General features: G+C 72.5%; 12 protein-coding genes. All 12 read left to right on the forward strand.

Features of this window, described 5'->3' with window-relative positions; genetic code table 11:
- Positions 1-181: 181 nt before the first annotated feature.
- On the forward strand, positions 182-1,474 hold the full coding sequence (locus CUD01_RS07210; protein ID WP_094180815.1) for a geranylgeranyl reductase family protein: 1,293 nt from the start codon (positions 182-184) through the stop codon (positions 1,472-1,474).
- 43 nt (positions 1,475-1,517) lie between these two features.
- Positions 1,518-1,880 (forward strand): NADH-quinone oxidoreductase subunit A, encoded by a 363-nt coding sequence (locus CUD01_RS07215; RefSeq protein ID WP_094180814.1) that lies wholly within the window; start codon positions 1,518-1,520, stop codon positions 1,878-1,880.
- A gap of 87 nt (positions 1,881-1,967) precedes the next feature.
- Positions 1,968-2,519 carry a NuoB/complex I 20 kDa subunit family protein gene (locus CUD01_RS07220; RefSeq protein ID WP_141319868.1) on the forward strand — a complete coding sequence of 184 codons (552 nt, stop codon included), beginning with the start codon at positions 1,968-1,970 and terminating at the stop codon, positions 2,517-2,519.
- Entirely contained in the window at positions 2,516-3,331 is an 816-nt protein-coding gene (locus CUD01_RS07225) for an NADH-quinone oxidoreductase subunit C (RefSeq protein WP_141319870.1), read from the forward strand. The genes CUD01_RS07220 and CUD01_RS07225 overlap by 4 nt, the downstream gene beginning before the upstream one ends.
- Positions 3,331-4,692: an NADH-quinone oxidoreductase subunit D gene (locus CUD01_RS07230; RefSeq protein WP_094180811.1), complete on the forward strand. Its 1,362-nt coding sequence runs from the start codon at positions 3,331-3,333 to the stop codon at positions 4,690-4,692. Before CUD01_RS07225 ends, CUD01_RS07230 begins: the two co-directional genes overlap by 1 nt.
- Positions 4,692-5,591: an NADH-quinone oxidoreductase subunit NuoE gene (gene nuoE / locus CUD01_RS07235; RefSeq protein ID WP_141319872.1), complete on the forward strand. Its 900-nt coding sequence runs from the start codon at positions 4,692-4,694 to the stop codon at positions 5,589-5,591. Before CUD01_RS07230 ends, nuoE begins: the two co-directional genes overlap by 1 nt.
- A gap of 3 nt (positions 5,592-5,594) precedes the next feature.
- Positions 5,595-6,935, forward strand: a complete 1,341-nt coding sequence (gene nuoF / locus CUD01_RS07240) for an NADH-quinone oxidoreductase subunit NuoF (protein ID WP_094180810.1) — start codon at positions 5,595-5,597, stop codon at positions 6,933-6,935.
- Positions 6,932-9,523, forward strand: a complete 2,592-nt coding sequence (locus CUD01_RS07245; RefSeq protein WP_141319874.1) for an NADH-quinone oxidoreductase subunit G — start codon at positions 6,932-6,934, stop codon at positions 9,521-9,523. Before nuoF ends, CUD01_RS07245 begins: the two co-directional genes overlap by 4 nt.
- Position 9,524: 1 nt before the next feature.
- Entirely contained in the window at positions 9,525-10,871 is a 1,347-nt protein-coding gene (gene nuoH / locus CUD01_RS07250) for an NADH-quinone oxidoreductase subunit NuoH (RefSeq protein WP_094180808.1), read from the forward strand.
- Positions 10,864-11,676, forward strand: coding sequence for an NADH-quinone oxidoreductase subunit NuoI (gene nuoI, locus CUD01_RS07255; RefSeq protein ID WP_141319876.1), 813 nt, complete (start codon positions 10,864-10,866; stop codon positions 11,674-11,676). Before nuoH ends, nuoI begins: the two co-directional genes overlap by 8 nt.
- Positions 11,673-12,671 carry an NADH-quinone oxidoreductase subunit J gene (locus CUD01_RS07260; RefSeq protein ID WP_141319878.1) on the forward strand — a complete coding sequence of 333 codons (999 nt, stop codon included), beginning with the start codon at positions 11,673-11,675 and terminating at the stop codon, positions 12,669-12,671. The genes nuoI and CUD01_RS07260 overlap by 4 nt, the downstream gene beginning before the upstream one ends.
- Positions 12,668-12,967 (forward strand): NADH-quinone oxidoreductase subunit NuoK, encoded by a 300-nt coding sequence (gene nuoK, locus CUD01_RS07265; protein WP_094180805.1) that lies wholly within the window; start codon positions 12,668-12,670, stop codon positions 12,965-12,967. The genes CUD01_RS07260 and nuoK overlap by 4 nt, the downstream gene beginning before the upstream one ends.
- Positions 12,968-12,971: the final 4 nt, after the last annotated feature.

A 12,971-nucleotide genomic window follows, 5' to 3' on the forward strand; every position in this document is an offset into this window, starting at 1 on the left:
CGCCGTCGCTCCCGCGTCCGACGAGCGGCGACGGGCGCGCGAACCGGCTGTTCGCGGGGCGTTCTTCACCCGGTCACCCGGCACCCGTGCGAGGTGAGGTAAGCCTTCGCAGACACCCTCCCGGACGCGTGACTAGACTCCCCCGAGTCGCACGTGAACAACGTCACAAGTGAGGTCGCTCGTGGTGGTCGCAACCGATGACGCGGACGTCATCGTCGTGGGCGCGGGTCCTGCCGGGGCCGCGACCGCGTACCACTGCGCCCTCGCGGGGCTCGACGTCCTGCTGCTCGAGAAGGCGTCCTTCCCGCGGGACAAGGTGTGCGGCGACGGCCTGACGCCGCGTGCGGTCGCCGAGCTGGTCCGCATGGCCGTGCCGATCCGCGAGCAGGACGGCTGGATCCGCAACAAGGGCCTGCGCGTCATCGGCGGCGGGCACCGGCTCGAGCTGGCGTGGCCCGAGATCTCGTCCTACCCGTCCTTCGGCCTGGCGCGGGCCCGCACGAGCCTGGACCAGATCCTGGCCGAGCACGCGCGTGCCGCGGGCGCCAAGCTGCACGAGCTCACCAACGTCACGGGCGCGGTGCGCGACGAGCGCACGGGCCGGGTCGTCGGCGTGACCGCACGGCCGGTGGACGCCGACGGCAGGCGGGCCGGCGACGAGGTCACGTACCGCGCCCGCGTGGTCGTCGCGGCCGACGGCGTCAGCGCGCGGCTCGCGACCGGCGTGGGCCGCACCAAGCGTGACGACCGCCCGATGGGCGTGGCCGTGCGCACCTACTTCCGCACCCCCCGGCACGACGACGCCTGGATGGAGTCGCACCTCGAGCTGTGGGACGGCGAGCCGGGCCGCTCGAACCTCATGCCGGGCTACGGCTGGATCTTCGCCCTCGGCGACGGCACCGCCAACGTCGGCCTGGGCTCGGTGAGCTCGACGGCCGCGGCGACCAAGGTCGACTACAAGTCCCTGTTCGCGGCGTGGATGGCCAACGCGCCCGCCGAGTGGGAGTTCACGCCCGAGAACCAGCTCGCGCCCGTGCGCGGCGCGGCGCTCCCGATGGGCTTCAACCGGGGGCCGCTGTACGCGGACGGTCTGCTGCTCGCGGGGGACGCGGCCGGCATGGTCAGCCCGTTCAACGGCGAGGGCATCGCCTACGGCCTGCAGGCGGGACGGGTCGCGGCCGACGCGATCGCGCAGGGCCTCGCGCGGGGCACCGTCGCGGGCCGCGAGCGCGCCCTGGCCACCTACCAGCGCCGCATGAAGGACGACCTGGGCGGGTACTACACGCTCGGGCGGGTCTTCGTGCGCCTCATCGAGCACCCCGAGGTCATGCGCATCTGCACGCGCTACGGCCTGCCGCGGCCCCTGCTCATGAAGTTCGTGCTCAAGCTCCTGTCCGACTGCTACGAGCCGCACGGCGGTGACGTGGTGGACCGGACGATCGCCGCCCTGGCCCGGATCGCCCCGGCGGCCTGACCGACATGACCAGCAGCACCTCAGCGCCGAGGAAGGACGCCTGATGACCAACCCGTACGTGCCGCTCCTGTGGCTCATGGGCATCGCCGCCGTCCTCGCCCTGGGCGGGGTCGGCGCCAGCGCGATCATCGGTCCCAAGCGGTACAACCGCGCCAAGCTCGAGGCGTACGAGTGCGGCATCCAGCCCACCCCGCACGCCGTGGGCGGCGGCCGCTTCCCGATCAAGTACTACCTGGTCGCGATGACGTTCATCGTGTTCGACGTCGAGGTCGTGTTCCTCTACCCGTGGGCCGTGAGCTTCGTGGAGCTCGCGCTGTACGGGCTCGTCGCGATGCTCGCGTTCCTGGTGCTCATCACGGTGCCGTTCGTCTACGAGTGGCGGCGCGGGGGCTTCGAGTGGGACTGAACCGGCTGGACGTAGGACGAAGGTCACGGGCCGCCCGGTCAGGGGCGGCGACGATCACGACGAGCACGACGACGAGGAGGTCCTGACATGGGGATCGAGGAGGCACCTTCCGGGTTCCTGCTGACGACGATCGAGGACCTCGTCGGCTACTTCCGCAAGGGGTCGCTGTGGCCCGTCACGTTCGGTCTCGCGTGCTGCGCGATCGAGATGATGGCCGCGGGTGCCCCGCGCTACGACCTGTCGCGGTTCGGCATGGAGGTGTTCCGGGCGTCGCCGCGCCAGGCGGACCTCATGATCGTCGCGGGCCGGGTGAGCCAGAAGATGGCGCCCGTCGTGCGGCAGGTCTACGACCAGATGTCCGAGCCGAAGTGGGTGCTGTCGATGGGCGTGTGCGCCTCGTCGGGCGGCATGTTCAACAACTACGCGATCGTGCAGGGCGTCGACCACGTCGTGCCCGTGGACATCTACCTGCCCGGCTGCCCGCCGCGGCCGGAGATGCTCATCAACGCGATCCTCACGCTGCACGACCAGATCCAGAACGAGCCGCTCGGCGTGAACCGCAAGGAGGCCGCCGCGGCGGCCGAGGCGGCGGCGCTCGCGGCCACGCCCACCTCGCACATGACGGGGCTGCTGCGATGAGCGACGAGCCGAAGAAGGACGAGCTGAAGAAGGACGCGGCCGAGGCGGTCAAGCCCGGCGACGGCACGACCGAGGCGCAGCGCACGTCCGAGGCGGCGCTCGAGGCGGGCTCGCAGCACGTGCCCGCGACGTCCGGCGCGGCGCGCACGCCGCTCGACGTCGTCGACGTGCGCCACGGGCTGTTCGGCGCGCACGGGCCGGGGGACACCTCGGGCTTCGGCGGGCTCGTGACGACCGTGCTCCTGCCGGGGCCGAGCGAGCGTCCGTACGGCGGGTGGTTCGACGAGGTGGTCGACATCCTCGCCGAGCTGCTCGACGCGTCGGGGACCGGCTTCGCGAACGCGGTCGAGTCGGTCGTCGTGGACCGCGGCGAGCTGACGATCAACGTGGCGCGCGACCACCTCGTCGAGGTGTGCCGGCACCTGCGCGACGACCAGGACCTGCGCTTCGAGCTCGGCCTGGGTGTCTCGGGCGTGCACTACCCGCACGACACGGGCCGCGAGCTGCACGCCGTCTTCCACCTCACGTCGGTGACGCACTCGCGCCGCCTGCGCCTCGAGGTCGCGGTGAGCGACGCCGACCCCCACATGCCGTCGACGACGGGCGTCTACCCGGGCCACGACTGGCACGAGCGCGAGACGTTCGACTTCTTCGGGATCATCTTCGACGGCCACCCGGGCCTCGCCCGCATCGAGATGCCCGACGACTGGCCGGGCCACCCCCAGCGCAAGGACTACCCGCTGGGCGGCATCCCGGTCGAGTACAAGGGCGCGACCGTCCCGCCCGCGGACCAGCGGAGGTCCTACAGCTGATGAGCACCACACGCCCCGCCCCCCACGCCCCGCGCGCCACGTCGGGCATCGTCGACGACGAGACCACCGGCATCCCCTCGTTCGAGGCGTCCGGCGGCGACTGGTCGGACATCGCCGAGGAGGCCGCCCGCCTCGGCGAGGAGCGCATCGTCGTCAACATGGGCCCGCAGCACCCGTCCACGCACGGCGTGCTGCGGCTCATGCTCGAGATCGACGGCGAGACCGTCACCGAGGCGCGCGCCGGCATCGGATACCTGCACACAGGTATCGAGAAGAACATGGAGTTCCGCACCTGGACCCAGGGCGTGACGTTCTGCACGCGCATGGACTACGTGGCCCCCCTGTTCCAGGAGGCCGCGTACTGCCTCGCGGTGGAGAAGCTGCTGGGCGTCACGGACGACGTGCCCGAGCGCGCGAGCGTCATCCGCGTGCTGATGATGGAGCTCAACCGCATCACGAGCCACCTCGTGTGCCTCGCGACCGGCGGCAACGAGCTCGGCGCGACGACGATCATGACGGTCGGCTTCACCGCGCGCGAGGAGCTCCTCAAGATCTTCGAGCTGATCTCCGGCCTGCGCATGAACCACGCGTACATCCGCCCGGGCGGCGTCGCGCAGGACGTGCCGGCGGGCGGCGTCGAGGCGACGCGCGAGGCGCTGAAGAACGTCGAGCACTACCTGCGCCAGCTCGAGGACCTCATGCTGGCCAACCCGATCCTGCACCTGCGGCTCAAGGACGTCGGCGTCCTCAACCTCGCGGGCTGCATGGCCCTCGGGATCACGGGCCCGATGCTGCGCTCGGCCGGCCTGCCGTACGACGTGCGCAAGGCCGCGCCGTACAGCGGGTACGAGACGTACGAGTTCGACGTCCCGACCGTGACGAGCGAGGACGCCTGGGGACGCGTCGAGGTCCGCCTCGAGGAGATCTACCAGTCGATCAAGATCGCGCGGCAGGCCCTCGACCGGCTCGAGAAGAACCCCGGGCCGGTGATGGTCGCGGACAAGAAGATCGCGTGGCCCGCACAGCTCGCGATCGGCTCGGACGGCATGGGCAACTCGCTCGCGCACATCAAGGAGATCATGGGCACCTCGATGGAGGCCCTGATCCACCACTTCAAGCTGGTGACCGAGGGCTTCCGCGTGCCGGCCGGCCAGGTGTGGCAGACGGTCGAGCACCCGCGCGGCGAGCTCGGCGTGCACCTCGTCTCGGACGGCGGGACGCGCCCGTACCGCGCGCACTTCCGCGACCCGAGCTTCAACAACCTGCAGGCGACGTCGATCGTGTGCGAGGGTGGCCAGGTGGCCGACGTCGTCGTCGCCGTCGCGTCGATCGACCCGGTGCTCGGAGGGGTGGACCGCTGATGTCCGTCGAGGAGCTGGTCCCGCGCGAGCCCGGCCGGGTGCACGCCGCGTCGTACGACGACGTGACGCTCGCCCGGCTCGAGGCCGACGCCACCGTGATCAAGGCGCGCTACCCGCAGGAGCGCTCGGCGCTGCTGCCGCTGCTGCACCTCGTGCAGTCGCAGGACGGCTACGTCAGCCCGCGGGGCATCGCGTTCTGCGCGCAGACGCTCGGGCTGACCACGGCCGAGGTGTCCGCGGTCGCGACGTTCTACACGCAGTACAAGCGCCACCCCAACGGCGACTACACCGTGGGCGTGTGCACCAACACGCTGTGCGCCGTCATGGGCGGCGACGCGATCTACGAGCACCTGTGCGACCACCTCGGCATCGGGCACGACGAGACCACCGAGGACGGCAAGGTCACGCTCGAGCGCGTCGAGTGCAACGCCGCGTGCGACTACGCGCCGGTCGTGATGGTGAACTGGGAGTTCTTCGACAACCAGACCCCCGAGTCGGCGGCAGCGGTCGTCGACGCGCTGCGCGCGGGGGAGCCGGTCGCGCCGACGCGCGGCGCGGACCAGGTCGTCACGTTCAAGGAGATGTCGCGCGTGCTCGCGGGCTTCCCCGACGGCCGCGCCGACGAGGGTGTCGGGGCCGGTGAGGCGACGCTGCGCGGCACCGTGCTCGCGCACGAGCAGGGTTGGACCGCCCCGCCGCTGCCCGGCCAGGACGAGCCTCGTCGCACGAGCGCGCGGACGACGACGCGCGCCCGGACGGGGACCGCCCGCGCCGCCGCGTCCGAGCCCCGCACGGGCGACGAGCAGTCGAGCGCGGAGCGCCCGGTGACGGGCGAGCGCGACGCGTCGTCGCAGCAGCAGGAGACCAAGCAGGCCTCGTCCGACGCGAAGGAGGACTGAGCGATGGCGACGACCCTCGCACCGGTGCTCACCGACCACTGGGACGCCGAGCGCTCCTGGAGCCTGGCGACGTACGAGGCCAACGGCGGCTACCGCGGCCTGCGGCGCGCGCTGGGCATGCCGGCGGCCGACGTGGTCACCGCGGTCAAGGACTCGGGCCTGCGCGGCCGCGGTGGCGCGGGCTTCCCGACGGGCATGAAGTGGGGCTTCCTGCCCGCGCCCGACGGCGGGCCGCGCTACCTCGTCGTGAACGCGGACGAGTCCGAGCCGGGGACCTGCAAGGACATCCCGCTCATGATGGCGAGCCCGCAGCACCTCATCGAGGGCGTCGCCATCACGTCCTACGCGATCGGCTGCCACCACGCGTTCATCTACGTACGCGGCGAGGTCGTGCACGTGTACCGCCGCCTGCTGCGCGCGGTCGAGGAGGCCTACGCGAAGGGCTACCTCGGGAAGAACGTCCTGGGCTCGGGCTTCGACCTCGAGGTCACGGTGCACGCAGGCGCCGGGGCGTACATCTGCGGTGAGGAGACCGCGCTGCTCGACTCGCTCGAGGGCCTGCGCGGCCAGCCGCGCCTCAAGCCCCCGTTCCCCGCGGTCGCGGGCCTGTACGCGCGCCCGACGGTGGTCAACAACGTCGAGTCGATCGCGTCGGTGCCCGGGATCCTGGTCGGCGGTGCCGACTGGTTCAAGCAGATGGGCACCGAGCGGTCGACCGGGCACGGCCTGTTCTCGCTGTCGGGCCACGTCACGCGGCCCGGCCAGTACGAGGCACCGCTGGGCATCACGCTGCGTGAGCTGCTCGAGATGGCGGGCGGCGTCCGCGAGGGCCACGAGCTGAAGTTCTGGACCCCGGGCGGCTCGTCCACCCCGATCTTCACGGCCGAGCACCTCGACGTCCCGCTCGACTACGAGTCGGTGGGCGCCGCGGGCTCGATGCTCGGCACGCGCGCGCTGCAGATCTTCGACGAGACCACCTCGGTGGTCCGTGCGGTCACGCGGTGGACCGAGTTCTACAAGCACGAGTCGTGCGGCAAGTGCACGCCGTGCCGCGAGGGCACGTTCTGGCTCGCGCAGGTCATGCAGCGCCTCGAGCGCGGTCAGGGCACGCCCGCCGACATCGAGCTGCTGCTCGACCTGTGCGACAACATCCTGGGTCGCGCGTTCTGCGCGCTCGGCGACGGTGCGACGAGCCCCGTGACGAGCGCCATCCAGTACTTCCGGGACGAGTTCGAGGCCGGGTGCCACACGCCCGCGGACGTCCTGTTCCCGCCCGAGCGCAGCGCGCTGTTCGACTACACGCCTCGCCGTCGCGGCGCGGCACTCGCGGGGGTGCACGCATGACGATCACCTCGGACCGCTCGCAGACGGGGTCGCCGCTCGTCCCGGCCGCCCCGCCCGTCGCCACGCCCGTGCCGGCGGACACGGTCACGTTCAGCATCGACGGCGTCGAGACGACCGTGCCCAAGGGCACGCTCGTCATCCGGGCCGCCGAGCAGCTCGGCGTGCAGATCCCGCGGTTCTGCGACCACCCGCTGCTCGCACCCGCCGGTGCGTGCCGCCAGTGCCTCGTCGAGGTCTGGGCACCCGGCCGCGACGGCAACCTCGCCAAGATGCCCAAGCCCCAGGCCTCGTGCACGCTCGAGGCCACGCCGGGCATGCAGGTCAAGACGCAGCACACGTCGCCCGAGGCGGACAAGGCGCAGCACGGCGTCATGGAGCTGCTGCTCATCAACCACCCGCTCGACTGCCCGGTGTGCGACAAGGGCGGCGAGTGCCCGCTGCAGAACCAGGCGATGAGCAACGGCCGCGCCACGTCGCGGTTCGTCGACGTCAAGCGCACGTTCCCCAAGCCCATCGCGATCTCGACGCAGGTGCTGCTCGACCGCGAGCGGTGCATCCTGTGCCAGCGCTGCACGCGGTTCTCCGAGGAGATCGCCGGCGACGTCTGGATCGACCTGCAGAAGCGCGGTGCGCAGCAGCAGATCGGCACGTTCGACGTCGAGGTCCTCGGCTTCGCGGGCGACGTGCCCGTCGGCGCGTCGACGCTCGACACGAGCGGGCAGCCGTTCGCGTCGTACTTCTCGGGCAACACCGTGCAGATCTGCCCCGTGGGCGCCCTCACGTCGGCCGCCTACCGGTTCCGCGCACGCCCGTTCGACCTGGTCTCCACGCCCGGGGTGTCCGAGCACGACTCGCAGGGCTCCGCGATCCGCGTCGACCACCGCCGCGGCGTCGTCATGCGTCGCCTCGCGGGCGAGGACCCGGCGGTCAACCAGGAGTGGATCACCGACAAGGACCGCTTCGCGTTCCGCTGGCAGTCCTCGCCGGACCGCATCACCACCCCGCTGGTGCGCGACCGCAACCCCGACGGCACGCGCGGCGAGCTGCGCCCCGCGAGCTGGGTCGAGGCCTACGGGGCCGCGGCCGCGGGCCTGCGCGACGCGCTCGCCGCGGGCGGCGTGGGCGTGCTGCCCGGCGGCCGGGTCACGCTCGAGGACGCGTACGCGTACGCCAAGTTCGCGCGCGTCGTGCTCGGCACCAACGACGTCGACCACCGGGCGCGCCCGCACTCCGACGAGGAGGCCGCGTTCCTCGGCCACCACGTCGCGGGCCGCACGCTGGACGTGACGTTCGCGGACGTGACGTCCGCGCCGACCGTGCTGCTCGTCGGCCTCGAGGCCGAGGAGGAGGGCGGCATCCTGTTCCTGCGGCTGCGCGACGCGGTCGTCAAGCGCGGCACGGCCGTGCTCTCGGTGGCCGCGCTCGCGAGCCGCGGGCTGGAGCGCCTGTCCGGCACGCTCGTGCCGGCCGCGCCCGGCACCGAGGCCGAGGTGATCGAGGGCATCGACGCCGGCTCCGACGAGCCGGTGCTCGCGCGCGCCGCCGAGGCGCTCGCCGCACCCGGTGCCGTGGTGCTCGTCGGTGAGCGCGCGGCCTCGTCGACCGGTGCGCTCTCCGCGGTGCTGCGGCTCGCGGCCCGCACGGGGGCGCGCGTGGCGTGGGTGCCGCGTCGCGCCGGTGAGCGCGGTGCGGTCGAGGCAGGCACGCTGCCGACGCTGCTGCCGGGCGGTCGCCCGGTCGCGGACGCGGCCGCGCGCGTCGACATCGCCGCGGTGTGGGGCGCCGAGCACCTCCCCGAGGCTCCCGGCCGCAGCGTCACGCAGATCGTCGCCGCCGCGCGCGACGGCTCGCTCGCCGGGCTCGTCGTCGGCGGCGTGGACCCGGCGGACCTGCCGGACCCGGCGCTCGCGCGCGACGCTCTCGAGAAGGCCCGCTTCGTGCTCTCGCTCGAGGTGCGCCCGTCGGGTGTCACGGAGCGCGCGGACGTGGTGCTGCCCGTCGCGCCTCCGGTCGAGAAGCCGGGCACGTTCGTCACGTGGGAGGGCCGACCGCGGCCGTTCCCGCAGGCGCTCGTGTCCCACGCGCTGAGCGACCACCGCGTCCTGCACGGTCTCGCCGCGGAGCTCGGGGTCGACCTCGGGCTCGGCTCGGTGAGCGACGTGCACGCGGAGCTCGACCAGCTCGGCGGGTGGGACGGGACGCGGCTCGACGCGCCCGACGTCCGGCCCGGCGAGCCGCCCGCCGTGCCCGCGGGCCACGCGGTCCTCGCGACGTGGCACCAGCTGCTCGACGCGGGCCGGCTGCAGGACGGCGAGCCGCACCTGGCCGGCACGGCCAAGCGACCCGTCGCGCGCGTCTCGGCAGCGACCGCGGCGTCGGTCGGCGTGGCCGACGGCGCGCCGCTCGCGGTGAGCACCGACGCCGGGACCGTGACGCTGCCGGCGCAGGTCAGCGACGTGCCGGACTTCGTCGTCTGGCTGCCGACGAACGCGCCCGGCTCGGCCGTGCGCGACACGCTGCACGCCGTCGGCGGTGACCTGGTGCGGCTCGCGCCCGGCACCGCCGTCACGCAGGACGAGGAGGTCTGACGTGCACACGATCCTGCTCGCCGAGCCCGTCGCGCCGGTCACGGCCGACTTCTCGAACGACACGTGGTGGATCTGGCTCATCAAGGCCGTCGCGATCCTCGTGTTCCTGCTCACGAGCGTGCTGTTCGCGATCTGGTTCGAGCGCAAGGTCGTCGCGCGCATGCAGGTGCGCCCCGGCCCCAACGTGCACGGGCCGTTCGGCCTGCTGCAGTCGCTCGCCGACGCCATGAAGCTCCTGTTCAAGGAGGACATGACCGTCAAGGCGGCCGACAAGGTCGTGTACATCGTCGCGCCGCTCATCGCGGTGTTCTGCTCGCTGCTGACGTTCGCGGTGATCCCGCTCGGGCCGACCGTGAGCATGTTCGGCGTCGAGACGCCGCTGCAGCTCACCGACTTCCCGGTCGCCGTGCTGTACATCCTCGCGTGCGCGTCGGTCGGCGTGTACGGCATCGTCCTCGGCGGCTGGTCGTCGAACTCGACGTACCCGCTGCTCGGTGGTGTGCGCTCCACCGCCCAGGTGATCTCCTACGAGCTCGCGATGGGCCTGTCGCTGGTCAGCGTGTTCGTGCTCGCCGGGTCGATGTCGACGTCGCAGATCGTGTCCTCGCAGACGCAGCTGTGGTGGTTCCTGCCGCTGCTGCCCGCGTTCGTGATCTACGTGATCTCGATGGTCGGCGAGACCAACCGTCTGCCGTTCGACCTCCCCGAGGCCGAGGGTGAGCTGGTCTCCGGCTACATGACCGAGTACTCGTCGATGAAGTTCGCGTGGTTCTTCCTCGCGGAGTACATCAACATGCTCAACGTCTCCGCGGTCGCGACGACGCTGTTCCTCGGCGGCTGGCGCGCACCGTTCATCCCGGCCGACCACTTCCTGCAGCAGGGCTGGTGGCCCGTGCTGTGGTTCCTGGCGAAGCTGTGGGCGCTCATGTTCTTCTTCGTCTGGGTGCGCGGCTCGGTGCTGCGGTTCCGGTACGACCAGTTCATGAAGCTCGGCTGGAAGGTGCTGATCCCCGCCGCGCTCGCGTGGCTCGTCCTCGTCGCCGTCGTGCAGGGGCTGCGCCAGTTCCCCGAGTTCGCGGACCTCGAGCTGCGGACCATCCTGTTCGTCATCGCGGGCATCGTGGCGGTCGGCGTGGTGATCTCGCTGTTCGTCCCCGAGAAGAAGCGCCCGGAGCCGGCGACGCCGCCGCGCGTCCTCGACGCGTTCGCCGACGGCTACCCCGTCCCGCCCCTGCCCGGTCAGGTGCTCCCGCCGTCGCCGCGCCGGGCGCGCGTGCCCGCGGGTGCCCCGGGCGAGCCCGACGAGCCCGATGCGCAGACCGACACGAAGGAGGTGCACGGTGGCTGAGCCGCGCAAGAAGCCGCCCGCCCCGCGCCCGCAGCAGGCCGGTGCGCCCGCCGGGGGCAAGGCCGTCGCCCGCAAGCCCGCCTCGGAGGTGGGAGCGCCCGCGGCACCGCAGTACGAGTCGCTCATCCCGCAGTCGTCGGGCCTGCGCGCGCTGCTCGCCCCCGTCGGCGGGTTCGGCGTGACGCTGTCGAACATGTTCCGCAAGACCGTCACCGAGCAGTACCCGCGCGAGACGGTCCCGACGAAGCCGCGCTACCACGGCCGTCACCAGCTCAACCGCTACGCCGACGGCCTGGAGAAGTGCATCGGCTGCGAGCTGTGCGCGTGGGCGTGCCCCGCGGACGCGATCTACGTCGAGGCCGGGGACAACACCCCCGACGAGCAGTACTCGCCCGGGGAGCGCTACGGCCGCGTCTACCAGATCAACTACCTGCGCTGCATCTTCTGCGGGCTGTGCATCGAGGCGTGCCCCACGCGCGCGCTGACGATGACGAACGACTACGAGCTCGCGGGGCCGACGCGCGCCGGGATGATCTACGAGAAGCAGGACCTCCTCGCGCCGCTGCGTGACGGCATGCTCGCGGCGCCGCACCCCATGGCCGAGGGCACGACCGACACCGACTACTACCGCGGCGAGGTCACCGGGGCCACGCAGGAGCAGCAGGACTGGGTCCGCGAGCAGCGGCCCGACGACCCGACGCTGCCCGAGGGACCGGGGCTCACCCCGGCCGAGCAGGTCGGGCCGACCGCAGCGGCCATGGCCGCGAACGTCGCCGCCGCGCACCGCCAGGGCGGTGCCCGATGAGCGCAGCGCTCTCGGCGGCCGCGCTGGCCGCCGACCTCACCTCGAGCCTGCCCGCCGTCGGGGCGCTGCCCCGCGCGGTCGACTCGGCCGGGGACCCGTCGACCGCCGAGGCCGTCTTGTTCTGGGTGCTCGCGCCCGTCATGGTCCTCGCGTCGCTCGGGCTGCTCTTCGCGCGCAAGGCCGTGCACGCCGCGCTGTCGGTCATCCTCGTGATGATCTGCCTCGCGTTCATGTACGTCACGCAGGGTGCGGTCTTCCTCGGCGTCGTCCAGGTGGTCGTCTACACCGGCGCGATCATGATGCTGTTCCTGTTCGTCCTCATGCTCGTCGGCGTGAGCACCGCGGACTCGCTCGTCGAGACCATCCGCGGGCAGCGCTGGATCGGCTGGGTGGCAGGGCTCGGGCTGCTGGTCGTGCTCGCGGGCGTGATCGGGACCGCCGCGTACCCCGAGCCCACCGGGCTGGGGAGCGCCAACGAGGCGTCCAACCCCGTGGGCATCGCGCACCTGATCTTCGGCAGGTACGTGTTCGCGATGGAGGTGGTCGGCGCACTGCTCGTGACCGCCGCGCTCGGCGCCCTCGTCTACACGCACCGCCGCCGGCTCACCCCGCGCCTCGGCCAGCGTGAGCGCGCCGAGGCGCGCGTGCGCGACGGGCAGCACCTGGCGCCGCTGCCCGCGCCGGGCGTGTACGCCAAGCACAACGCCATGGACGTGCCCGCGCTCGACCCGTACGGGCAGCCGATCGAGAGCTCGGTGCCGCGCGTGCTGCGCGTGCGCGGCCAGGAGGCCGACGCCGCCGAGTACGCCGCGCGGATCGACCGCGTGCTCGCGGGCAAGGCGGCGGTCGACCGCGGCACGAGCGCGTCCGACGAGCAGGGCACCACCGCGCCGCCGCACGCCGAGCCGCAGTCGGCGCCGATCGGCGAGCCGCGCATCGCGGACGCGGTCGCGGGCGTGGACGCCGGCGCACCGGACTCGGAGGAGGGCAAGTGACGCTCACCCACTACCTCGTGCTGTCGGGGATCCTGTTCTCGATCGGTGCGGCCGCCGTGCTGCTGCGCCGCAACGCGATCATCGCGTTCATGGGCGTCGAGCTCATGCTCAACGCCACCAACCTCTGCCTCGTGACGTTCTCGCGCATGCACGGCGAGCTCACGGGCCAGGTGCTCGCGTTCTTCGTGATGGTCGTGGCCGCCGCCGAGGTCGTCGTCGGGCTCGCGATCATCGTGGCGATCTTCCGTACCCGTCGGTCGGCCTCGATCGACGACGTCAACCTGCTGAAGAGCTGAGGGG

The organism is Cellulomonas uda (assembly GCF_006538705.1).
GTDB classification, from domain to species: domain Bacteria; phylum Actinomycetota; class Actinomycetes; order Actinomycetales; family Cellulomonadaceae; genus Cellulomonas; species Cellulomonas uda.

Coding starts and splice junctions, on each gene's coding strand:
- CUD01_RS07215 (WP_094180814.1), top strand. CDS start 1,518: ATGACCAACCCGTACGTGCCGCTCCTGTGGCTCATGGGCATCGCCGCC.
- CUD01_RS07220 (WP_141319868.1), top strand. CDS start 1,968: ATGGGGATCGAGGAGGCACCTTCCGGGTTCCTGCTGACGACGATCGAG.
- CUD01_RS07225 (WP_141319870.1), top strand. CDS start 2,516: ATGAGCGACGAGCCGAAGAAGGACGAGCTGAAGAAGGACGCGGCCGAG.
- CUD01_RS07230 (WP_094180811.1), top strand. CDS start 3,331: ATGAGCACCACACGCCCCGCCCCCCACGCCCCGCGCGCCACGTCGGGC.
- nuoE (WP_141319872.1), top strand. CDS start 4,692: ATGTCCGTCGAGGAGCTGGTCCCGCGCGAGCCCGGCCGGGTGCACGCC.
- nuoF (WP_094180810.1), top strand. CDS start 5,595: ATGGCGACGACCCTCGCACCGGTGCTCACCGACCACTGGGACGCCGAG.
- CUD01_RS07245 (WP_141319874.1), top strand. CDS start 6,932: ATGACGATCACCTCGGACCGCTCGCAGACGGGGTCGCCGCTCGTCCCG.
- CUD01_RS07260 (WP_141319878.1), top strand. CDS start 11,673: ATGAGCGCAGCGCTCTCGGCGGCCGCGCTGGCCGCCGACCTCACCTCG.